The sequence below is a fragment of the Corynebacterium sp. BF-R-2 genome, from assembly GCF_024586525.1.
Taxonomy (GTDB): domain Bacteria; phylum Actinomycetota; class Actinomycetes; order Mycobacteriales; family Mycobacteriaceae; genus Corynebacterium; species Corynebacterium singulare.
Window position 1 is genome coordinate 94397 of the sequence record NZ_JAMFTP010000010.1, and the last position, 22651, is coordinate 117047.

Consider the following 22651-nt stretch of genomic DNA (forward strand, 5'->3'; position numbering starts at 1 on the left):
TCGCCGCACCGGACGCCCCACATGGGGGTAAATGAAAGCTGTATCCACTAACTATATGCAGGACTTTTCGGAACCCAATAAAGAGAATGGAAATCATTACCTATAGTGAGATTCTCCCCAAAACTCGAGAAAGGTCTCCCTATATCGTGGCACGATTCCGTCCCATAGCGCTGATTACCTGCGCCGCCCTCCTCGCCTCTCCTGCTACCGCAGTCGCTGGCCCAGACGATGGCAAGCACGTAGCTACCCAAACCCACATCGACTCCCCCAAGTCCTTCTGGGAGAACAACTCCCTCACCCTCAAATCACACTCGGCGGATTCAGACCATGACCTCAAAGACACCGTGGCATGGGTGGGCAAAGGCTGGGACCAGAATGGCACCAACCAGTACCAGTTCACCGTGCCAGAAGACCCCGCACTCTCCTTCGCAGGTCAGGCCGGAAAGACCTACTACATGGCACCGGCCAGCGTGAACGGAAGCTTGGACCCGGTATGGATGGGTTTCGGAGCCGACACCGGGCTGCCTGTCAACGACTTCCGCGACAACATCGCCTCTCTTGACCTCCTGAGCGTCGATGGGCCCGGCGAGGTCGAAATGTTCGGCTACTACCCCGGACCCGGCGGTCTTCAGCGCTTTTTCGGCACCACTGAAGGAGCTCCGCATTCGGCGTGGCTCACCAGCGGTACGCACACTCACAACTACACGGTCTTTTCCAAGCCCGGACGCTACCGACTCACCTACCGCACCACTGCCCGTGACAAGGATGGAAAGCTCATTGCCTCCGAACCGGTAACCACCTCCATTCAGGTCGGTGGTGAGCGTCCGCTGAAGGAAGCAACTCCCTCCCTCCATGAGCGCTTCGACAAGGCAGCTTCCGGCGATGCCTCCGCTAAGAACTACAAGCTCAGCATTGCCCCGAAAAAGAAGCAGGAAAAGGACGGTGACGAGAACCTGTCCTCGATCGACTTTTCTGGCGGCACCAACGGCGCGCTCACGCTGCTTATCGACGGCTACTTCCTCACCGATCTCCCCGTCACAGATGGCACAGCACACTTCGACGAGTTCTTCGGCCCAGAAGACGCAACAATTCAAGCTGTCTATACCCCGCAGGACGGCTCCCCTCGGTGGATCTCGGAGGAACTCGCCTACTCCGAGGGTTCGCAGCTGACCACCACGTCGAAGACCTCCGCAGAGTCTTGGACGGAAACCTCCCACCCACGTGAGTTGTCCTCAGGTGAGGAGATCTCCATATCCGATCCGGGAATCACCGCCCGTGCAGTGCCGGAGGGCGACGATGCCACTCGCATCATCGTTGAGGCCGCGGACAAGAAACTCACTGGCTACGTCCACGGAGGCTTCTTCAACGGCGAGAGCACGTACGCCGATATCCCCTTCGATGGTGTCATGACGAATGGCCGCGCCGACTTTGTCGTCGGCGCCGATAAGAACTTCAACGGCAACCGCATCCGCCTCGATATCCTCCCGCACCCGACGGTCACCCACAATTCCGGGTCCATCACGTTGACCGATTCCTTCGCCTTCGGACAGAAGTATGAGGCACAGGGCGCATTAGGCACAGCGTCGACCGCTCCAAGCACCGCACCTGGTGGTAACGAACCTCCACAGACCGAAGCTGGACCGCACACTGGCCTGTGCACGACGAAGAAGGTCCTGGATCACGGCCACGTTGACATCGCCGCGACCCGCGACGGTGACTCTTTCACCGCTCGCCTCAAGGACGAAACCGCCATCGTGGACAAGAAGACTGTCGAGCGTCCGCTCGATGACGTCGTCCTCGCCGTCCACGACAATGCCCTGCGAGCACGCCCCGACGTTCTCAAGGGCAAAGAATTTGATTACCTGGGCAAGGACAAGTTCTATCTGTTGCCCCAAACCCAGGACCAGGGCATCATCTGGCCGGGCTATAACACCCAGTCTCTGAACTACGATGACTACAAGGACGGCACGGTCACCCTCACCATCAAGCCGACTGAGATGCCGGAAGGCGCGGCGTTTGGTCTGTTCACCACTGAGGGCTTGGGCAAGACCTTTACCCCACTGGTGAATTCTGCCGAGGGCGATTACTCCATCGAGACCACCTTCGCCTCGCATACCCACGCCAACTGGGCGTTCACCACACCGGGAATCTACAAGCTCGACGTCACCTACACCGCCACCACCAAGGACGGCAAGACCATCACCTCCGCTCCCCAGACGCTCACCGTGGCGGCCGGTGACGCCGCTCTTGCTGACTGTGTGAGCGCGAAGGGCGGGAAAGACGCACCCACGAGCCCTGACGCCACAGGCGCTCCAGGAAGCGCCCCAGAAAACTCGAGCAAGCCGGGTTCCTCGTCGAAGGACATCACGTCCTCCAAGCCCAAGCTCGAACGTCTGTGGGGGCTCGTTCTCCCCGTTGTCCTCGCCATTATCTTCCAGGGCTTCCTCAATTTCTTCAACGACCATCGCCAGCAGATTGAGGCACGACTCAACGGCCTCTTCGGCCGCTAGAAAGGAGTTGCACCGTGACCATCGTTTCGCATCGTGCTGCTAGGCCGGTGGCCGCACTGGGCGCACTGGCCCTCGTGCTCATGCACGGACCAATGACGCCAGCCCACGCAGAGGTTTTCGATACCGGACACGTCGACGCTTTTTATGTCACCGCGCCCGGCGGCGAGCTCAACTTATCCCTGAAGGAGGACATTACTGGCAGCGGCGTCATCCACTCCGGCGACGATGTCACCCTCAAAGTCGCTGAGGAGGCGTGGAATGACGCCACCGAGGGCATCGATGGCATCGGCGTTCCCACGTATTATCTTCCGCAGACCCAGGACAGTGCGCTGTTGTGGCCGGGCTGGGACACTCAGCCGGCGCAGTCTGCTGGCTACAAGGACGTTGATTTCGAGTTCGTGGAGGTCACCGGCCCGGGCGACATCTTCGTTTTCGAAACGGCCGGGTTCGGCGACATCCAGCCGGTCACCGAGGAAGGCGCCATGGACTTGGTGAGCGGGGATGTCATCAACCAGGCCTACCCTGCCCATCGCCATGTCAACTGGGCGTTCACGGATCCCGGCATGTACACCATGACCGTTCAGGCGGTCTCCAACGGCGATGTCAGCAACCAGGTCACCTATACCTGGAACGTCGGTGATGCGGACGCCGCGCCCCTCGAGTCGGACGAAGAAGCTGACTCCGAGGCCTTTGAACTCGCGCCGGATGGCAGCGATGACGCAGCGCTTGGCGATGCCCCTCGCTCGTCCGACTCCCACTTTTCTTCCCACTCTGACGCCGACGCCGCACCGGACGCGGCGGCCGGCCCAGCACCGACAGCACAAGCCAAGGACTCTGCGAAGACCAAGGCTACCGCTGCCAACAAAGAGAAGAAGGAGGGCAAGGCGAGCAAGTACCGCACACCGTCCCGCGACGCCACGTCTAAGGCGGAGACAGATAATGTCGATGCCGTGGCCGCATCCGGCTACTACGACAGCGGTCAGGGTCTCCTGCCGTGGGGCATCGGCATCCTCGGCCTCGGCATGCTCGTGCTGGGATTGGCCATCGCTCGTCTCGCCTTGCTCAAGGGCCGCGACTAATGCCGTCATCAGCTTTCCGGGCGGTACACTGCGCCGCGCTGCTCATTATCGTTGCCACGTCGGCAGCTCTCACTGCCTGTACGAGCACAGCCGCAGGCGAGGACGGCAACGATGCGAGCCTGAAGGTGGTAGCGACGACGCCGATCCTGGGGGACGTCGCCAAGCACGTGGCAGGCCCCAACGCCCAGGTGACAACACTCATTCCGGCAGGCAAGGACCCCCACACCTTCGAGCCAAGTCTGCGTACCGTGCGGGACATCGCCAACGCCGATGTGCTCCTGGCCAATGGCCTGCTGCTGGAGCCGCAGAACCTCATGAAATCACTGCGGGAATCCTCCGACGTTCCCGTGACGGAGGTCGCGGACGAAGCCTCGACGCGTGGTGCCACTCTCGTGCCGCTGGTGGAGAATGTGGCACTCGACGCCATCTGGCTGGGACTGCGTGTGCGCAACGCTCCGTCCGGTACGAACAGCGTGGACATGCGTCTGCAGTCCGCCGAAGGACCAGGTGACGTCGCCGCGTACGTTGTGTCCACCTTCGGTACCCCCGAACCGCTCTTCAACACCGCCGACGGCATTGATGACCGCGAGGATTCCACCACGCTTCCGGCCAATGCACATACACACGTGTCCTGGGCTTTCAGCAAACCCGGTATCTACCGCCTGACCTTCGCAGCAACGAATGCAGGGCCGCAGGAGGTCACCGTCGCCGTCGGTGTCAACCCACCAGAGGGCATGCGCTCTCTGAGCGAGGGGCACGTCGATATCACCGCTGACGTGGCCGCCGGAACACTGGATCTTGAAGATCAGGGCGAGCGCTTTGACCCAGCAACCACCGCTTTGAGCATTCCTAACTCGACTCTGCAGGAAATCCCGCCGTCCCCGGCATATCGCTTCCTCGGGCGTCCAGGCGATGAGACCTACCTTTTGCCCCAAGCAGTGCTGGGCAAGCATCTCCACGGCGAGGTCGATCCACACCTGTGGCACAACGCCAAGAACGTCATCACCTACGCGGAGGTCATCGCTGACCACTTAGCCATGGCGGATCCCTCTCACGGTGCAGACTACCGCGGGCGTGCCCACGACTACGCGGTGCAAGTGCGCGAGGCAGACTCCTTTGTCCGCGACCTCATTGAGGATATCCCCGAGGACAAACGGCATCTGGTCACTCCGCACCACGGCTACGCCTATTTGGAACAAGGTTATGGCATTGACATCGCCGGTTTCATTACGCCGAATCCCGCTATCGAGCCTTCGCCTCGCGATGTCATCGCGCTACGACGCACGCTGGAGAATCTGCGGCTACCTGCCGTCTTCATCGAGCCCACCCAAGAAGCAAGCGCCGATGTCATCCGGGAGACCGCGCACTCCCTCGGCATCGCAGTGTGCCCCATTTACGGCGACACACTCGATGAATCTGTCCCTTCCTATCTCGACCTCATGCGGTTCAACGCTGAATCTCTACACCGCTGCCTTGCAGAAACCTAAGCACAAAGGAAAGAAGCTATGACTCATCACACCACCTACCGTCACCGTCTGCCGCGCCTGACTACCGCAGTTGCCTCCGTGATAACCGCAGCGGCCCTTGCGTGTGCTCCCTCGACTGCCTGGGCAGGAGACCTGGCACAGGTAGTCAGCGCCGACGAGGAAGTCGCCGCACCTGGTACTGAGGCCACCGTCGATCACGGGCACGTGGACCTCGGGCTCCAGGTCATCGACGGCCAAGCTCAGTTCCTGGCGCGCGATGACTCCGCCGAAAAGCCGGTGTGGCGTGAGCTAGATGACGTGGTCTTTAACGTGGGCGACAATGCCCAACTCACACTCCCGGACGATGAGGCCTTCTCTTTCGTGGGTGCCGACCCAGGTGACCACGTCTGGGTCGTCCCCCAGACTGAGCAGGCTGAGGTCCCGTGGCTAGGTTGGAATACGCAGGCCCCTTCCCTGGCTGACAACGTGGATCGCGGTCTCACCATGGAGTACGTGGGCCACCAGGGACCCGGAGATTTTTCCCTCTTCCTCCAAAATGGTGGCTTCGAACCGCCGCAGCTGCTGTGGTCCACCGCAAACGACGCCACCGATGGTTTCTGGGTTGACCTCGGCACCCATACTCACGCCAACTGGGTCTTCACCGAACCGGGTATCCACCAGGTACGCGTGCGTATGACCGGTGACGGTAGTGGTGAAAGCGCAGGCTCCGAGGTTTCTGCAGAGGCCACACTGACGTTTGCCGTGGGTGAGGGGACCGACCTGAGTGAAGCGCAAGCAACCGTGTGGGATGAAACTGCCGAATCCTCTGGTTCAGCATCCGGAGCCTCGCAGGCAGCCGTCCCAGTATGGGTATGGGCACTGGCGGGCCTCGGCGTCCTTGTGCTCGTCGCGGCGGTTGTCGCCGTTGTGCGCGCGAAGGGCGGGCGACGTGGCTAATCCGCTCATCTCCGTCGAAGGCCTCAGCGTCACATTAGCGGGACGCCACGTCATCGAGAATGCATCTGTGACCGTAAATCCGGGCGAGTTCATTGGCTTGCTCGGCCCCAACGGCGCAGGCAAGACCACGCTTCTCCGGGCCATCCTCGGCCTTATTCCCTCCACCGGGACAATCGACGTCACCGCGTCTTTGGGCTATGTTCCACAGCGTCACGACGTGGAGTGGGACTTCCCCATTAGCGTGTCCAAGGCGGTTCTGAGCGGGCGCACCGGAATCGTCGGCTGGCTACGCCGCCCCGGCCGAGCAGACAAGCACGCTGCTCGTCGCGCGCTGAGCCTGACCAACTTGGAAGAATTCGCTCGCCGCCCCATCGCGCAGCTGTCGGGCGGTCAGCGCCAACGTGTCCTCATTGCGCGTGCCCTGGCCACCGAACCGGAGGTGCTGCTTCTCGACGAACCCTTTACCGGCCTCGACGCACCTAATACGGAGGAACTTCTCTTCCTTTTCGATGAGCTCACTGCTCAGGGAACCAGCGTCGTAATGTCCACCCACAACCTCTCCGAAGCAGCTCACTCCTGCTCGCGTCTGGTGCTTTTTAATCGTGGCATCGTAGCCGATGGCCCGGCTGCAGAGCTGCGCTTGAACCCACAACCGTGGAGCGACACCTTCGGGGTATCCACCACGTCTCCGCTGCTGTCCGCAATTGGGGTGGCAGCATGATCGACATTTCACTCATTGAGTTCTTCCAGGACCTCACCAACCCGCACCTCGATTTTCTTGCCCGCGCCGTAGCTATCTCAGTCCTGGCGGCCATCGTGTGCGGCGTCGTTGGCTGCTACGTCGTTCTTCGCGGCATGGCCTTCATTGGTGATGCCGTCTCCCACGCTGTCTTCCCAGGCCTCGCCATTGCCTTCGTGCTCCAAGGTTCGGTTCTCTTAGGTGGCGCCGTCGCCGGCTGCACCGTAGCTTTACTCATCGCCTGCTTCTCGCAGCGCCGTACGGTGCGCGAGGATTCCGTCATCGGTATCTTTTTCGCCGCCTCGTTCGCGTTGGGAATGGTGATCATCTCCCGTGTTGAGGGCTACACCGCGTCGCTGACGAGCTTCCTTTTTGGTTCGCTCACCGGTGTTTCCCACACGGACCTCTACACCGCGCTCGTGGTCACCGTGCTCATTGTGGGGATCATCGTCCTCCTCGGCCCACAGCTGACAGCAACGTGCCTGGACAAGGAAACTGCCCGGGCAATGGGCCTTCCGGTCTTTGCCCTCGACATCGTGCTGTACCTGTGTGTTACGGGTGCGGTAGTGATCTCGGTGGGCACGGTGGGCAACATCCTCGTTCTCGCACTGCTCATCACCCCCGCAGCAACGGCGCGATTGCTGTGTGACTCCCTAGGAACCATGATGGCCGTCTCCGCCGCCATTGGTTCCTTGGGAAGTTTCTTCGGTATCTACCTGGCATGGGCCATTGACCTTCCCGCCGGCGCCACCATCGTCCTGCTACTCACTGCCTGTTTCCTCTTGGCATGGATTGCCGCACCAATTCTTCATTCCCGCCGATCCGCATCATCTACCCCGACAACTAAGGAGTCCTTGTCCGCATGAACCGCCTCATCCTCCGCCCACTGACGCTGACCGCCGCGGCAGCCCTAGCCTTGTCTATCCCAACCACTGGCGCGCCTGCCCCACTGGCGTTGGCTGCAGACACCGCCAGCGATACTGCCTCCTGTGACGCCGACTCACAGCATGCTTTTACCCGCGGCCACCAAGATTTAGCCCTGCTGGGCAACTCCGGTGACATGCGCTTCGTAGCACGCGACGACGAATCTGGAGATGACTACTCCTCCGGCGATTTTTACGTGGAGGTTGGTTCTAACGCGGCCTTCGACGATGCTGCCGGCGGAGATATCCCTTCGCACGGCTGGCAGATTCCTCAGACCCAAAACCCGGATATTCCCTGGCTAGGGTTCAATACGAGCTATATCGATGAATCCGCAGCACAGGATGCGACGCTGTCGATGACGCTGCACAGTGGCCCCGATGGTGGACGAGTTGTCGGTTTCCAGAACTCCCTCGGAGGTGCCCCCACCGTGCTCTTCGACTCAGAGGATCCCGATGTGGACTGGGATTATCCGGATCATTTCCACAGCCATACCGGAATCGTTTTCACCGAACCAGGGGCTTATGCCGTCACATTCACATTCTCACTCAACGATGGCTCAGAGCATTCCATCGACGTTCCCTTTCTCGTCGGTGGGGCCGATACCGGCGAACTCTGCCAGCTGGAATGGGGCTCCGGTTCTGGCAGCGCTTCCAGGTCAGGAAGCGCAAAGAACCGTCCGCAGCAGTTAGCTAAAGACATCAATGACACGTCTAAGGCCATCGCCCAGCTGGATAAGACGATGGACAAGACGTTCAAGGAAGCGGACACCTTCCTCAACGGTGGAAAGCCCTCTGAGTCACGAGCACCGCGACAGTCCCGGGACTCAACACGCACGAAGGAGTCCACACGAACCGGGAAGCCATCGGCACAACCTGAGCCGGCGGCCGACCACCCCCAACCGCAGCGCCAGGATGGCCAACCGCAGCGCCAGAATGACCGGCAGAACTCTCATCGGCAGAACGCAGCATCCCACAATGAGCACACACCGAGAGATTCGACACAGCGTGAGGGGGCGGGGCGCAACGAAGCGCAGGGCTCCAAGGACGCCGCACGGGAACGCCAACGCTCAGCTGAACGCACGACCCGTTCGCGGAACGCCTCCGCGCAGGACGATTCCCACGGAACGGACACGCTAGCTGATGCCCAAAACATCGAGGCCACAAGCTATGGCGCGCCAATGGTGGGCTTTTGGGCGGGCTTTTTAGCCGGTATGGGAGCCTTGGCACTGTTGCTGGGAATTGGGCTCTTCATTGCGGTGCAGTTCTTCCGCCCACGCACTCGCGACTAGTTTCACACACCTGTCTTGTGCAGACTTAGTTGGCGATCTGGTTTTAGCAGGCACAGGCGAAGGAACTAGAGTTGTTCCTTATGTGTGATCACAGACCCGCTTCCGCCCCAGATTTTCTCCTGTCCCGCGCGACGGGGTCTGTGCGTACCCAAGGAACGGTAGCCACCTTCACCGAGGTTGACGCTGCTGTCACTGCCTTGCGCAACGGCGAGGCGGACATGGTCGTGGGCGCGCTGCCTTTCCACAAGGGTGAGGCCGCCGCACTCACCGTGCCAGAGAGCATTATTCGTGAGGACGGCCCGCTCGAGCCGCACGCGTACTACCGCAGTGGTGCGCTGGAAGCTCGCGTCACTGGTTTCGACCCGGAACCCGAGGAACACTTGCGGCGCATTGAAGCGGCAATCGCCACGATTGAGGCCTCCAAGCTGGACAAGGTAGTGCTTGCCCGAGCAGTCGATATCGAGTTCCTTAACCCTGTCGACCCACTACTCGTGGCAGCACGCCTTATCGATCTTTCCTCGCACCGCGATGGTTTTATCGCCGATCTGAGCCCAGCAGGACGACCAGGCGCGATGCTCGTGGGCTCCTCCCCAGAAGTACTCATCAAGAAGCAGGGCTCAACGGTCACAGCCTTCCCCCTCGCCGGCTCCGCGCCGCGCCACGCCGACAGGGCACGCGACATCGTGGCGGGGCAGGATCTCCACAACTCGGGCAAGGATCTACGCGAGCATGCTTTTGTTGTGGATCACATCCGCCGAATCCTCGAGCCGCTCTGTGAGAGCCTGGATGCTCCAACGTCGCCGGAGCTGACCTCCACAAACGAAATGTGGCACTTGGGCACTCCAATCGCAGGCACACTCAAGGACCCAGCCATTACGGCGCTCGAGCTCGCCGAGCTGGTCTACCCCACCCCGGCTATCTGCGGCACACCGACAGAAGCCGCACAAGCGCTCATTGAGACAGCCGAAACTGATCGTGGCTTTTACGCAGGTGCGGTGGGCTGGTGCGACAGCTCGGGTGTTGGCGAATACATGGTGGCTATCCGCTGCGCTGAAGTGGCCGGCGATGGTTTGTCTGCGCGCGCATGGGCAGGCGGTGGCATCGTCGTGGATTCCGAGCCTGAGGCTGAGCTGCAGGAGACCACGGCGAAGCTGCGCACCATTCTGCGCGCGCTTAACCTCTAACGCTACGACCTCTGACGTTATGCGCGGGTAATCGGGTTGGTCAGGCGGCCCACTCCCGGGATTTCGATTTCGATGGTGTCACCCGGCACCATCGGCGCGGTGCCTGCCGGGGAGCCAGTAGTGATGACATCACCTGGAAGCAAGGTATAGGACTGAGAGATCTCCGCGATGATGCCGCTCATCTTCACGATCATCTGATCAGTGTTGGAATCCTGCTTTTGCTCACGTTGACCATCGTGGGTTAGGTACGCATTGATCTTTTGGTCATCCAGGTTGATGCAGTCAAGGTCGGTTTCAATCCACGGGCCCAGCGGGCAGAAGGTATCAATACCCTTGGCACGCGCCCACTGGCCATCCTTGAACTGCAGGTCGCGGGAGGACACGTCATTGCAGATGGTGTATCCGGCAACGTGGTCACGCCAGTTGTCCGGGTCAATATTTTTCGACACCTTGGAGATCACAACTGCAAGCTCGCCTTCAAACTCGACGTTGGTGGCAAACTCCGGAATCTTAATCGGTGCGCCCGGGCCGATAACAGCGGTGGAGGGTTTGATGAAGATGGTCGGCGGCAGGTGCTCTGCGGATTCCTTGAAGACCTCCGCGACGTGGTCGGCATAGTTGCGGCCCAGAGCCACGACCTTGGTGGGCAAGGTCGGCGCCAAAAGGCGGACCTCATTCAGCGGCCACTCACGTCCGGTGGGCTCTGGGGGCGTAAACGGGGTGCCGGCGATTTCCTTGGCCACCAGCTGGTCCATCGGTGCATCAGCCGGGCCATCGATGATGGCGAAACAGATTCCTTCGGTGTGAGCAATTCGTCCTAAACGCATAACGGACATACTACTCGCAAGGTTCTTTCACACAGCAGCCAGGCTGTGTTGTGAATCCTGTTAACTCTTCCTCTCCATGGAGAAAAGTAACTAGAGGGCCATATCGCGCAACGACTCCGCGCGCGTGCTCCGCCGCTGTGCCAGGTAAAGCTCGGCACAGGCAAGGGCATCACTCAGCGCATTGTGGTTGCTGTATCGCGGCAGGCCATACCGCTCGCGCACGCGAGCAAGCCGCAAATCTTCCCCGCGCGGATAGGTCCCCATACGCTCCATGTGGCGACGCTCAAGGGCAAAAGTGTCGACCACGCTTAGGCGCGGCCGCTCCCCGAAAACGTGCTGCGAAGCCCTCTCAATGAACCCCACTTCCAGCTGTGCAAAGTGTGCGAGGAGCACGCGGCCGTGGAGTGCCGTGCGTAAAGCCGAAAGGGCGTCGTCTAGTTCGATTCCCTCATCCACCATCTCTTGGGTCAGCAGATGGACGTGGGCATCCTCACCGACGCGGGCTCCGCGAACGACGCTGTAGCCAGCGCCTGAGAGATCAATCCGTGCACCGTTAATCGGCACCCAGCCAAGTGAGACGATGTCACCTGTCCGGGGATCAAGACTCGTCGTCTCCATATCCACAGCCAGTAGTTTCAGCTCATCCAGGCGCGTCGAGGCTGGCGGGGCACCCCAATCAGCGCGCCTCCCACGTCGCCCCAGGCTTCCCCACATCTAGATGCTCCTCACTGGATACTTGGTGGCTAGGGCATTCTGCATGGATTTAATGGCGCGGAAAGCATCGCGCAGTCGCTCGCGCTCCAAGCGCCCAAGGCTCTTGGGGTCAATGTGATAATCCGGCTTAACTCCTTCACGGAGCTGGCGGGCCTGGTGTTGAAAGGAGAGGGCGCGGAGGAAGTCGAAGGCGTCGAGAAGCTCCTGTGCTCCCTGGCGGCTCACCGGGCCACCCGCGGCTTCCGTGAGGCGTTGACGAGTGTCCACCACGGCCGAACCAGAAGCCAAGGCGAAGAGGCGGCCCATCTGCACGATGCCGGCTGTCCCGCCCTTCTTGATGTCCAGGGTATTGGCATAGTCGCCATCGCGTTCCACGACGAGTCCGCGGAAGAAGGTCAGGGGCGGCTCACGCCTAGCGGCAAGACTGGCCAGGTGTGCATGCAAGCGCGTGGCTCCCTTGCCCATCTCTACCGCGGCAGTATGAACGTGGCGGCCAAGTTCCTCGCTTCCGTACAGCACGCGGAAGTCAAAGAAGATTTGGGCATTGAGCAAAGCTTCGGGCTGTGGATCACGGATCCAGCGACGGAATGTCTCAACCCACTCCGAAGAGGTCATCCTCCACTCCGGCGTCATAGCCATCATCTCTCCGGGGCATCGCATCTGCCCTGCCTCCGCCAGGCCCTCACACACGAAGGTGCTGAGCTGTGCGAAATACTCACCATGGGCTGCGGGATTGTAGTCATCAGATAAAACCAGCGCATTATCTTGGTCCGAAGCCAAGGCCATTTCGCGGCGGCCTTGGGAGCCGACGGCCACGAACGCATAGTCCACCGGTGGCGGGCCGAGCTCTACTTCCGCCAACGCGCACAGCCGCCGAGCCACTGCATCTGCAGCTAAGGTCACCAAGCTAGCTGCCTCCGCCGGTGTGGAGCCACGTTCCACGAAGCGCCCCGCCAACCGCGTTGCTTCGGTGAAGGCATCTGCCAGCTCCGCACGGCTGCCACGGCGCGATAGATCTGCCGCAAGGTAGACGGGATCGTTGTGCAGCAACCTTGTGACATCAGATTGGGTGACGATGCCGTGAAGGCGGCCTTCGTCAACCACCGGCAAGTGATGGATGCCGCGCTCAGCCATGTGGAGGAGGGCTTCCATGGCGGGGGCATCCATCGGCACAACCAACGGGTTCGGGGTCATGATCTCCCCTACCGTCCGCGCAGGACTGAGCCCAAGTGCCAGCACTCGGGAGCGCAGATCACGGTCGGTCACGATGCCTTCTAGCTGGTTCTGTGCACGGGTAACCAGCAGCGAGGACACCCCACGCTGTGTCATAAGCTGGGCAGCATCCGCGATAGTGGTCGACGCCGCAGCGGTGAGCACATCGGTACGGGCTAGCTCGCCGAGAGGGGTACGCAAGACGTCGGTCGGAGCAGCGTCAGCAAGCTCACGGGCCGCCGCTCGCACCTGACGTGATTGTGCCGAGAAAAAACGGGCGAGATCCGGATTACGCTGCGACAAGTCATTAAAAGCCTGTTGCGGGAGCGTGAAGACGAGGCTGTCCTCGACTGCCACCATCTCATACGCGGAGGTTGGCTCGCCCTGCAGCGTGGAATAACCAAAGGTCAAGCCAGCCTCGCGCCGATCGAGCAACACGCCGTCTTCACCGATAACATCCACGGCACCAGCGCGAATGATGTGGAGGAACTCGTTCGTCTCTCCTCGTTGCACGGGCGTGTCACCGCGGCGCAGGTACACAATGCTCAAGTTGGCGGGCAGCGTGGCGAGCTCTTCCTCCGGCAGGTGGGAAAAGGGCTCGTGCTGGGCCAGAAAGCTAGTGACCTCATCTAATTCGACGCTCATGCGCCAAGATTACAGGGCTACGAGTGCAGTGCGGAGGCGATTCGGTCACCAATCTCGGTCGTACGCACTGGGGCATCACCGCGCGAGGACACGTCCTCGGCCACTGCCTCTTCCACGCGCACCGCATTCTCCTCGTCGCCACTATGACGCAGCAACATCGCCGCCGACAAGATTGCAGCAGTGGGGTCCGCAATCCCCTGCCCAGCAATATCCGGGGCTGAACCATGAACAGGCTCGAACATGGACGGATTCTTACCAGAGGCATCGATATTGCCGGAGGCTGCGAGACCGATGCCGCCGGTCACGGCGCCTGCGAGGTCAGTGAGGATATCGCCAAAGAGGTTATCGGTCACAATGACGTCATAGCGGGCCGGGTCAGTAACCATATAAATGGTGGCAGCATCGATGTGGTTGTAGTCCACAGTGACCTCAGGATATTCGGCGGTAACCTCGTCGACGGTGCGCTGCCACAGCCCACCAGCATTGACCAACACGTTGGTTTTGTGGACAAGGGTGACGTGCTTGCGGCGTCCCATGGCGCGCTCAAAAGCATCGCGCACGACTCGTTCGACACCAAAGCGAGTGTTCTGGGACACCTCGGAAGCAACCTCATGCTCGGTTCCCTCACGCAGCGTGCCTCCGTTGCCGCAGTAAAGTCCTTCGGTGCCCTCACGCACGACGACAAAATCTATCTCGCCTGGATTAGCCAGCGGCGAGGTCGATGTCGGGTACAACTTGGCGGGGCGCAGGTTAACGTGATGGTCCAACGCGAAGCGCATCTTCAGCAACAATCCACGTTCTAGAATGCCCGGAGCAACCTCTCCTGGCGCGCCGATAGCACCAAGCAGGATGGCGTCGTGCTCGCGCAGGGAAACCAGGTCATCCTCGGTGAGCAATTCCCCATTGCGCAGGTAGCGACGGGCGCCGAGGTCATAGTCTGTGACCTCAATGTCCGTACGTACAGCACGAAGTACCTTGAGCGCTTCTGCGGTTACCTCGGGTCCGATGCCGTCGCCGCCAATCACTGCCAGTTTCATATTGCGGGATTCCTTTCTCACATATTGGATAATTGTGAGAATACCACGTTCACCCCTCCCCGTAGGCCGAACCCGATTATGCCCACCAGAAAGCAGCGAAGCCGCTCGCGCTGGCGAAGATTTCCCTTCACAGTGAGCACGAACGGCCTTGGTGCCTTGTTCCTTTAGGCGTCAAGATCAAGCTGGCGGCAGCTCGCACCCAGCGCAGAGTTGATTTCCTCAATGAGCTCCTCCGGAACCTCACGCTCAACACGCAGGATGAGGACAGCGTCATCAACTTCCTTACCCTGGGTGAGCGCAGCAGCCACGATGTTAATGCCGGCGGCACCCAGCTTGGTGCCTACGGTGCCCAGTGCGCCAGGAGCATCCTTATAGGAGAAGAAGAGGTTGCGGCCGGTTGCTCGCATATCCACGCCACGGCCGTTGATGCGAATAATCTTCTCCACACCATCGATGCCGGTCAGCGCACCAGTCAGCTGAGATACCTCACCGTCCGAGCCAATAATCTTCACCACGACGGAGGAACGGTGGCCCTTCGACTCCACCTCAGTCCTCACATCAACACTCACGCCGCGGCTTTCCGCAATCTGCATCGCGTTCACAAAAGTCACTGTCTCCGAGACCACACCGGAGAACAAACCACGGACGGCAGACAGGCCGAGCGCGGAGACATCCTCGGTGGACAGCTCACCACAGGCCTCAACCTCAACAGCCACCGGAGCCGAGTGAAGAAGGTTGCCAGCGACGAGACCGAGCTTGCGCGCGAGATCCAACCAGCCGGCAACTTCCTCGCCCACCTTGCCGCCTTCTACGTTGACGGCATCTGCCACGAACTCACCGGCCAGAGCCTTGAGAACGGACGCAGCAACATCGGTACCGGCACGATCTTGGGCCTCAACAGTGGAAGCACCCAGGTGCGGAGACACGGTGACCTGCGGAAGCTCGAAGAGCGGGGAATCCGTGCACGGCTCAGTGGCATAGACGTCAAAGCCGGCACCGCGGTGGTGGCCGGACTTAATGGACTCCGCAAGCGCCGCCTCATCGACAAGGCCACCGCGTGCGGCGTTGATGATGATCTGCCCCTTCTTAGCCTTGGCCAGCAGCTCGGCATCGAACATTCCGGCAGTCTCCGGAGTCTTGGGCAGGTGAATGGTCACGAAATCAGAGCGGGACATGAGTTCTTCGAGGCCGACCAGCTCCACACCGAGTGCCGCCGCGCGAGCCGGGTTGGCGTAGGGATCGTGCGCGATAACCGTGGTCTCAAAAGCAAGGAGACGCTGCGCAAAGAGCTGACCGATGTGACCGAAGCCCACAATACCGATGGTTTTGCCGAAGATTTCCACGCCCTTGAAGGAGGAGCGCTTCCACTCACCCTGACGCAGAGACTGGTCTGCTGCCGGAACCTGGCGCGCGGTGGCCAACAGCAGGGCGATGGCCTGCTCACAGGCCGAGTGAATATTAGAGGTCGGGGCATTCACTACCATAACGCCGCGTTCGGTGGCCGCAGGGATGTCAACATTGTCCAAGCCCACACCGGCGCGGCCGACGATCTTCAGCTTCTCGGCAGCAGACAAAACCTCAGCATCCACTGTTGTGGCAGAACGCAGGAGGAGGGCGTCAGCTTCCGGAACTGCCGCGAGCAGCTCCTCACGGTTAGGGCCATCCACCCAGCGAACCTCAACGCTGTCCCCCAAAGCGGATACGGTGGATTCTGCAAGCTTATCGGCGATAAGTACGACCGGCTTCGACATAACTTCCTTCACTAGGCTGATGAGTTGATGCCGTGAAGTGTAGTTTATTCTTTCCAGCCCTGAGCTATTTTATGCGTGAATTCTGTCACTGAACCGAATTCCGGCCCCAGCGCCACGATCGGTCCCCTTTCTAGCCCCGCCGTCATCGCCGCTCCGACCTTTGTTGCCGACGGATCGGGATTCGGCATGACCATGACGGTACCACCGTAGGCATTAGCGTTGGCGACATTTGCCACAGGGCTATCGACGGTAGCAACGATCACCGGCGCCATCTGTGAATCGCGCCGGGCTTCTGCGGGGATGGCGGGCATCTTCTCCTTGGTGATGCGCTGGGGCAACGGCTCCCACGCTGCCTTAAGCTCAGTCTTCTCCGAAGAATTAAGGTGCGCCACGTTATCCACTATGCGGCTAGGATCCTTGACCACTTTAGAGGTGAAACGAAACGCCGTGTACTCCCCTAATGCCTTGGTATTACCGGGATCATGGATAACCTCCCGCAAGCCATACTGGCTAGCCCAAGGGACATCACCGACCACCACAATCTGGTCCACGCCCAAGTCCGTGGCCAGCTCAGAAATCTGCCTGCGAATCGACTCATCATACGTCACCATAGGAATGCGCTGAGACACACTCAGCGAGGCTGCGCGCAAGGCCGCGGCGTCAGTATCCTCCGCAACAATGAGAGCATTGGTCTGATTGAAAAAGAGTCGGGCAGATTCCACCCCCGACGGGTCGTCGAGGACGGCGACTACGTGATCAAATTTGGGATCGATAAGTCGCAGACGGTTTTCCTCACTCGCGCGCTCGAGGTCAATCTCGGCATCGGGAACCGCAGTAATCTCTTGCGTAACAAGAGGCTCGCCGCGGCCCCAAGATGAACAGCCCGTTGCACCCACGGCAAGGCCACCCACCGCGAGCACTACCCATAAAGCGTTAGTGCGCAAAGGCCTGCGGGCCCTCCTCACCACCGGACAAGTTCGCTTCATCCACATCACGCACCACGGACTTGTTGAGTGCATATTCGACGATGCCCACGAAGCGTTCGCGGCGATCCGCAAAGAACTGATGCGCGGTCGTCGAAGTCAGCAATGACGGTTGAAGGTCGTGTGAGCCCAGTACCGCATCAAACTCGGCATCTTCCATGATCGACTTGGACTGCACGCGCGGCAAATAGCGTTCCGGAGAGTGTCCATCAAGAACCACCTCTGTGCGTTTGCCCATGGGAGTGCGGTTGAGCACGGAATTCGCCAGCACCGGGCTCACACCGTGACGCTGGCACCACGAGAGCGGGAAAATGGGGAAGAATCCCGGCTTCAGTTCCTCGAACGTGCGGCGGTTGAAGGGCTGGCCAGTGCGCCAATCCTTAGCACCACGGGCCATGAGCAGGGCATATAGGCCGTGCCACACGCCATCGTGTTCCCCGACCGACAACAGACGGGATTCACGGAAGGTAGCATCACGCACCGTCTTAGGTATCGCATCAGTCTCCCCTGCTACCCATGCGGTGACCTCATCGACGTCACGCGCGGCACGCAATTTCACCGCCGAGGAGCCATAGAGCTCACCAAACACGCCGCTCCAGAACCACTGGTTGAGTCGGTCCCTAGCATCCTGGCTGGCCAGAACGCCGCTGTTCTCGGCCAAGCGGGCAAGGATGACGGCAAGCGGAACAATTTGCTCGGAGTACGGAACTTGCTCAAGCGACAGGATGCAGCGCTCCGCCAAAAACTCTGCCACTTCCCGGAAGGTGCTAACGAGCGTTTCCGATGCCGCGCGGTAATCCGCAAGTGACAGCTGCAGAATGTCCTCGCGCTGGCCTCCGGCATTGCCCTTCTTGCCCGAGACCAATAGGGATACGGCAGAGAGGAATTCGTTGCGGCCAATACCATCCAGAGCAGGGAAAGAACGCAGTTGCTTCTCGACGTCCGCCCACTCCTCCGCCAAGTGGAAATCCGGATCCTCCGAGGCAAACACTGCGGTAAGCAGGTCAAAGACATCCATCTGAAGACCGGCAGAGTTGACCTGGGCGAAGATTGAGCCGATACCGGCGCGGGCCGTTTCGCGGGAAAGACGGATCATCGGCACGGCGTAGCCCGACAACGGCCGCAGAATGCGGTTGTTGAAGGCCGCGACGACATCGCGGTTTGTGCCGTTGTTCGCAGCGGCCAGCTCGAAGAGCATGCTGGTGCCTTCTTCGCTGAGCAGAGCCGAGACCGGGATGCAGCACGCGTTGATGGCAGCATCGCGATCTGACAGGGAGCCTTCAATTTCCGGGGCAAAATGGGAGCGCAGCTCGCCATGCCGGTTAACGGCGAACACGGCCTCATCCGGCATGATGTCTTCGCTCGTTGCTTTTCGCAGGTCCACGTAGAACTTGCGGGAAACCTTCTTGGAACGGAAATCCGTGGTGTCCACGCAGCCCTCGCCCCGGAAACAGTGATAGAGAGAGGTGAGGCGCTGCTGACCGTCAAGAAGCAGCAGACCTGGATTTACCCCAGTGTCCGGCGCACCAGCCAGTACACGGGGACGGAAGCGCATGGTCTCGTTACGAGTATCCAACGCGAGGAAGGCACCAAGCGGATAACCGCGCAGCACGGTCACGATGAGAGAGCGGATGCGGTCTTCATCCCAGGAGTATGCGCGCTGGAAATCCGGAAGCTGGATATCCCCGCGGTCGATGCGAGCGAAGAGGTCAGAGAGGTCATAGCTTGGCGTAGAAAAACCCATGGCTCCGAGCCTACTAGCAGATGTGGGAACGTGCCCGTTTAAGAGCGATGTGCGCTGCGTTACCAAACATGTGAAACTCCCTCCAGCCACGCCAGCTAGAGGGAGTCTTCAGGTTGATGACTTACGCAGTCGCATCCAGCGGGTTCTTAACCCAGCTCATGAGATCGCGCAGCTGGGAACCAGTCTGCTCGATCGGGTGGTTGTTGACCTTCTCGCGCAGCTCCTCAAGTTCCTTGTTGCCGCCTTCAACGTTGGCCACCAAGCGCTTGACAAAGGTGCCGTCCTGAATGTCGGTGAGGACATCCTTCATGCGCTCCTTGACGGACTCATCGATAACGCGCGGGCCGGAGAGGTAGCCACCGAACTCAGCGGTATCGGAGCAGGAGTAGTTCATGTTCTTGATGCCGCCTTCAACGATGAGGTCGACGATGAGCTTCAGCTCGTGGCACACCTCAAAGTAGGCCATTTCCGGCTCATAGCCGGCTTCAGTCAACACCTCGAAGCCATTCATGATGAGGTATTCCACGCCACCGCACAGGACGGCCTGCTCACCAAAGAGGTCGGTCTCGGTTTCATCCTTGAAGGTGGTCGGGATGACGCCGGCACGGGCACCGCCGATGGCGGCCGCGTAGGACAGGGTCAGCTCGCGCCCCTCACCTTTCGGGTCCTGCTCGGTGGCGATTAGACACGGAACGCCCTTGCCGTCGACGAACTGACGACGAACCAGGTGGCCCGGCCCCTTGGGAGCGACCATGCCGATGGTGATGTTCTCAGCAGGCTTGATCAGGTCGAAGTGGATATTGAGGCCGTGACCGAAGAACAGGGCGTTGCCGTCCTCCAGGTTCGGCTCGATGTCCTCGGTGAAGATGGCTGCCTGGGAGGTATCAGGAGCCAGCAGCATGATGACGTCGGCCCACTTGGCAGCCTCCGCGTTGGTGAAGACCTGGAAACCGGCTTCCTCTGCCTTCTCGCGGGACTTGGAGCCTTCGCGCAGGCCGATGGCAACCTCAACGCCGGAGTCACGCAGGTTCATTGCGTGGGCGTGGCCCTGGGAGCCGTATCCGATAACGGCAACCTTACGACCTTGGATGATGCTCAGGTCGGCGTCGGATTCGTAGAGAGTTTCAATAGCCATGATGGGTGTTCCTTTGCTTGTATGGTAAATCGGTCTACTGAATTTGTATCACAATTTGGGACGCTACGTCCACATTGTGAGATTTTATTTTGAAGGTGCCATCGCCTTCGGGCCACGAGCCAGCGCCACGTGACCAGACTGAACCAGTTCGCGGATGCCGAAGGGCTCGAGGACGTCGAGAAGCGCTCGCAGCTTGCCCGGTGTACCGGTAGCCTCAACGACCACGGACTCCGGCGCCACGTCCACAATGCGGGCGCGGAAGATGTTCACAGCGTCGACCACCTGCGGCCGGTTGGTGTTATCGGCCGCTACCTTGACCAACATGATGGCCCGCGCGATGGTGCTCTCCTCTTCGAGCTCCACCACCTTGAGCACAGGCACGATCTTGTTGAGCTGTTTGGTCACCTGCTCAGTGATCACCTCGGAGGCGTCGACCACGATAGTGAGGCGGTTAATGCCCTCGGTCTCAGTTTTGGCGGACACCAAGGAGATCAGGTTGTAGCCGCGGCGGGTAAACATGCCGGTCACGCGGGAAATGATGCCCTCAATATCCTCGACAAGTACGGACAGGGTGTGGCGAGTGATGTCGTCTTTAGCCATGGTTCTTAGGCCTCCTCGAGAGATTCGTGGATTTCGGCCGGTTCCTCGGCCGCGGACTCGTTGTCATCGAATAGCGGGCGCAGGCCCAACGCGTACTGGATTTCCTCGTTCGAGGCGCCGCCGCCAATCATCGGCCACACCTGAGCGTCATGCCCCACAATGAAGTCAATAACCACCGGGCGGTCATTGATTTCCCGCGCGCGTTCGATGGCCGGGACAATCTCCTCCTCTGAGGTCACGCGAATAGACTCGCATCCCAGCGCCTCGCTGAGCTTCACAAAGTCCGGCACGTACTCATCATGCTCACGCAGCTTCGTATGGGAGTACTTGTTGTCATAGAAGAGCGTCTGCCATTGGCGCACCATGCCCAAGTTGCCATTGTTAATAACGGCCACCTTAATGGGGAATCCTTCCACCGCGGCCGTGGTGAGCTCCTGATTGGTCATCTGGAAGCATCCATCACCATCAATCGCCCACACCTCGCGCTCCGGCATGGCTGCCTTGGCGCCGAGCGCCGCGGGGACGGCGTAGCCCATCGTGCCGGCACCGCCCGAGTTGATCCAGCTACGCGGGTGCTCAAAGTCGAGGAATTGTGCCGACCACATCTGGTGCTGCCCCACACCAGCACAGTAGATTGCCTCAGGCCCGACAATGTCACTGAGCTTCTCAATGACATGTTGCGGATTGAGCAGGCCATCGGGAGTGGGCTCGAAACCACGCGGAAAGCGGCGCTGCATGTCGGTGAGGTAGTCCATCCACGCGCCAATGTTAGGCGCGGAGATCTCGGTGTCGTTCTCATAGGCCTTGGTCAGACGCAGAAGAACCTCGCGGGCATCGCCCACGATCGGGATGGAGACCTCGCGGATCTTGCCCACCTCGGCCGGGTCAATATCAGCATGAATGACTTCAGCATTCGGGGCGAAGGTAGAAGTATCACCGGTGACGCGGTCATCAAAGCGCGCGCCGATGGCGATGATGAGGTCGGCGCGCTGCAGGGCTGCCACCGCCGGAACGGTTCCATGCATTCCCGGCATGCCCATGTGCAGTGGGTGCGAGTCCGGGAAGGAGCCCAGGGCCATCAGCGTGGTGACCACAGGGATTCCGGTCAGCTCGGCAAACTCACGCAACTCGCGCGCCGCATTCGCCTTGATGACGCCGCCACCGATGTAGAGCACCGGCTTTTCTGCGCGGGCGATACGCTTAACTGCCTGAGTGATTTGGCGTGGGTGCGGCGTGGTGGTGGGCTTGTAGCCCGGCAAGTCCATCATTTCTGGGCCGGTGTAGTCCATGTAGGCGTTTTGCACGTCCTTCGGAATATCCACGAGGACTGGGCCAGGGCGGCCGGTTGAAGCCAAGTGGAAAGCAGCGGAGATGGCGGCCGGAATGTCTGCGGCATCCGTGACGATGAAGTTGTGCTTGGTAATCGACATCGTCACGCCGCGGATATCGGCCTCCTGGAAGGCGTCAGTGCCTAGAAGCGAGCTGCCCACCTGGCCCGTGATGGCTACGACGGGGACGGAGTCGAGGTTGGCGTCGGCAAGCGGCGTCACCAGGTTGGTCGCACCCGGGCCAGAAGTGGCAATCATGACGCCAACCTTGCCCGAGGCCTGCGCATAGCCTTCAGCGGCGTGGCCCGCGCCCTGCTCGTGGCGGGTAAGCACGTGGCGCAGCTTCGTCGATTCAAAGAGTGCGTCATACAGCGGAAGCACGGCGCCGCCCGGAATGCCGAAGACGAGGTCGGTACCAAGATCTTCAAGGGTGCGGACGATGGCGTGTGCGCCCGTGATGCGCTCGGGCGCCTGATGTGGCGGAGTGGAAGCTGTCACGGTGGGTGTGCTCCTTCTATGGGGTGGATT

18 protein-coding genes are annotated in these 22651 nt (G+C 60.5%); 8 read left to right on the forward strand and 10 right to left on the reverse strand.

Annotation, left to right across the window (positions count from 1 at the left end; genetic code table 11):
- Positions 1-146: 146 nt before the first annotated feature.
- The 8 genes from M5J09_RS08585 to M5J09_RS08620 all read left to right on the forward strand — a co-directional run bounded on the left by M5J09_RS08585 (position 147) and on the right by M5J09_RS08620 (position 10147).
- Entirely contained in the window at positions 147-2510 is a 2364-nt protein-coding gene (locus tag M5J09_RS08585) for a choice-of-anchor M domain-containing protein (protein WP_257157572.1), read from the forward strand.
- A gap of 14 nt (positions 2511-2524) precedes the next feature.
- On the forward strand, positions 2525-3589 hold the full coding sequence (locus M5J09_RS08590) for a choice-of-anchor M domain-containing protein (RefSeq protein WP_257157573.1): 1065 nt from the start codon (positions 2525-2527) through the stop codon (positions 3587-3589).
- Positions 3589-5076, forward strand: a complete 1488-nt coding sequence (locus M5J09_RS08595) for an anchored repeat ABC transporter, substrate-binding protein (RefSeq protein WP_257157574.1) — start codon at positions 3589-3591, stop codon at positions 5074-5076. The genes M5J09_RS08590 and M5J09_RS08595 overlap by 1 nt, the downstream gene beginning before the upstream one ends.
- An 18-nt stretch (positions 5077-5094) precedes the next feature.
- Complete coding sequence (locus tag M5J09_RS08600) at positions 5095-6012, forward strand: choice-of-anchor M domain-containing protein (protein ID WP_257157575.1); 918 nt, start codon at positions 5095-5097, stop codon at positions 6010-6012.
- Positions 6005-6733: an anchored repeat-type ABC transporter ATP-binding subunit gene (locus tag M5J09_RS08605; protein ID WP_257157576.1), complete on the forward strand. Its 729-nt coding sequence runs from the start codon at positions 6005-6007 to the stop codon at positions 6731-6733. The genes M5J09_RS08600 and M5J09_RS08605 overlap by 8 nt, the downstream gene beginning before the upstream one ends.
- On the forward strand, positions 6730-7617 hold the full coding sequence (locus tag M5J09_RS08610) for an anchored repeat-type ABC transporter permease subunit (protein WP_070536593.1): 888 nt from the start codon (positions 6730-6732) through the stop codon (positions 7615-7617). The genes M5J09_RS08605 and M5J09_RS08610 overlap by 4 nt, the downstream gene beginning before the upstream one ends.
- Positions 7614-8963, forward strand: coding sequence for a choice-of-anchor M domain-containing protein (locus M5J09_RS08615; RefSeq protein WP_257157577.1), 1350 nt, complete (start codon positions 7614-7616; stop codon positions 8961-8963). The genes M5J09_RS08610 and M5J09_RS08615 overlap by 4 nt, the downstream gene beginning before the upstream one ends.
- An 80-nt stretch (positions 8964-9043) precedes the next feature.
- On the forward strand, positions 9044-10147 hold the full coding sequence (locus M5J09_RS08620; protein WP_257157578.1) for an isochorismate synthase MenF: 1104 nt from the start codon (positions 9044-9046) through the stop codon (positions 10145-10147).
- Between the two features lie 17 nt (positions 10148-10164).
- Here the strand turns inward: M5J09_RS08620 and M5J09_RS08625 are convergent, their stop codons facing one another.
- The 10 genes from M5J09_RS08625 to M5J09_RS08670 form a co-directional block, all read right to left on the reverse strand.
- The gene (locus M5J09_RS08625) at positions 10165-10974 is read right to left on the reverse strand and encodes a fumarylacetoacetate hydrolase family protein (RefSeq protein ID WP_257157579.1); all 810 of its coding nucleotides are present in this window, start codon (positions 10972-10974) and stop codon (positions 10165-10167) included.
- Between the two features lie 90 nt (positions 10975-11064).
- Complete coding sequence (locus M5J09_RS08630) at positions 11065-11688, reverse strand: exonuclease domain-containing protein (protein ID WP_257157580.1); 624 nt, start codon at positions 11686-11688, stop codon at positions 11065-11067.
- Positions 11689-13545, reverse strand: coding sequence for a DUF294 nucleotidyltransferase-like domain-containing protein (locus tag M5J09_RS08635; RefSeq protein ID WP_257157581.1), 1857 nt, complete (start codon positions 13543-13545; stop codon positions 11689-11691).
- A 17-nt stretch (positions 13546-13562) separates the two neighbouring features.
- The gene (locus tag M5J09_RS08640) at positions 13563-14582 is read right to left on the reverse strand and encodes a 3-isopropylmalate dehydrogenase (RefSeq protein ID WP_257157582.1); all 1020 of its coding nucleotides are present in this window, start codon (positions 14580-14582) and stop codon (positions 13563-13565) included.
- A 164-nt stretch (positions 14583-14746) separates the two neighbouring features.
- Positions 14747-16333, reverse strand: a complete 1587-nt coding sequence (serA, locus tag M5J09_RS08645) for a phosphoglycerate dehydrogenase (protein WP_257157583.1) — start codon at positions 16331-16333, stop codon at positions 14747-14749.
- A gap of 44 nt (positions 16334-16377) precedes the next feature.
- The gene (locus tag M5J09_RS08650; protein WP_257157584.1) at positions 16378-17277 is read right to left on the reverse strand and encodes a hypothetical protein; all 900 of its coding nucleotides are present in this window, start codon (positions 17275-17277) and stop codon (positions 16378-16380) included.
- Positions 17267-19060 carry a DUF262 domain-containing protein gene (locus M5J09_RS08655; RefSeq protein WP_257157585.1) on the reverse strand — a complete coding sequence of 598 codons (1794 nt, stop codon included), beginning with the start codon at positions 19058-19060 and terminating at the stop codon, positions 17267-17269. Before M5J09_RS08655 ends, M5J09_RS08650 begins: the two co-directional genes overlap by 11 nt.
- Before the next feature lie 121 nt (positions 19061-19181).
- A complete protein-coding gene (gene ilvC / locus M5J09_RS08660) occupies positions 19182-20195 on the reverse strand; it encodes a ketol-acid reductoisomerase (protein WP_042530599.1) in 1014 nt (337 codons plus the stop codon).
- An 84-nt stretch (positions 20196-20279) separates the two neighbouring features.
- Positions 20280-20795, reverse strand: coding sequence for an acetolactate synthase small subunit (gene ilvN / locus M5J09_RS08665; RefSeq protein ID WP_042530597.1), 516 nt, complete (start codon positions 20793-20795; stop codon positions 20280-20282).
- 5 nt (positions 20796-20800) lie between these two features.
- Positions 20801-22621 (reverse strand): acetolactate synthase large subunit, encoded by a 1821-nt coding sequence (locus tag M5J09_RS08670; protein ID WP_257157586.1) that lies wholly within the window; start codon positions 22619-22621, stop codon positions 20801-20803.
- Positions 22622-22651 lie beyond the last annotated feature (30 nt).

Excerpts from the sequence above, each read along its gene's own strand:
- M5J09_RS08615 (WP_257157577.1), top strand. The coding sequence starts at position 7,614 with ATGAACCGCCTCATCCTCCGCCCACTGACGCTGACCGCCGCGGCAGCC.
- M5J09_RS08620 (WP_257157578.1), top strand. The coding sequence starts at position 9,044 with ATGTGTGATCACAGACCCGCTTCCGCCCCAGATTTTCTCCTGTCCCGC.
- M5J09_RS08610 (WP_070536593.1), top strand. The coding sequence starts at position 6,730 with ATGATCGACATTTCACTCATTGAGTTCTTCCAGGACCTCACCAACCCG.
- M5J09_RS08625 (WP_257157579.1), bottom strand. The coding sequence starts at position 10,974 with ATGCGTTTAGGACGAATTGCTCACACCGAAGGAATCTGTTTCGCCATC.
- M5J09_RS08595 (WP_257157574.1), top strand. The coding sequence starts at position 3,589 with ATGCCGTCATCAGCTTTCCGGGCGGTACACTGCGCCGCGCTGCTCATT.
- M5J09_RS08655 (WP_257157585.1), bottom strand. The coding sequence starts at position 19,060 with ATGGGTTTTTCTACGCCAAGCTATGACCTCTCTGACCTCTTCGCTCGC.
- ilvC (WP_042530599.1), bottom strand. The coding sequence starts at position 20,195 with ATGGCTATTGAAACTCTCTACGAATCCGACGCCGACCTGAGCATCATC.
- serA (WP_257157583.1), bottom strand. The coding sequence starts at position 16,333 with ATGTCGAAGCCGGTCGTACTTATCGCCGATAAGCTTGCAGAATCCACC.
- M5J09_RS08630 (WP_257157580.1), bottom strand. The coding sequence starts at position 11,688 with ATGTGGGGAAGCCTGGGGCGACGTGGGAGGCGCGCTGATTGGGGTGCC.
- M5J09_RS08635 (WP_257157581.1), bottom strand. The coding sequence starts at position 13,545 with ATGAGCGTCGAATTAGATGAGGTCACTAGCTTTCTGGCCCAGCACGAG.
- M5J09_RS08640 (WP_257157582.1), bottom strand. The coding sequence starts at position 14,582 with ATGAAACTGGCAGTGATTGGCGGCGACGGCATCGGACCCGAGGTAACC.
- M5J09_RS08600 (WP_257157575.1), top strand. The coding sequence starts at position 5,095 with ATGACTCATCACACCACCTACCGTCACCGTCTGCCGCGCCTGACTACC.
- ilvN (WP_042530597.1), bottom strand. The coding sequence starts at position 20,795 with ATGGCTAAAGACGACATCACTCGCCACACCCTGTCCGTACTTGTCGAG.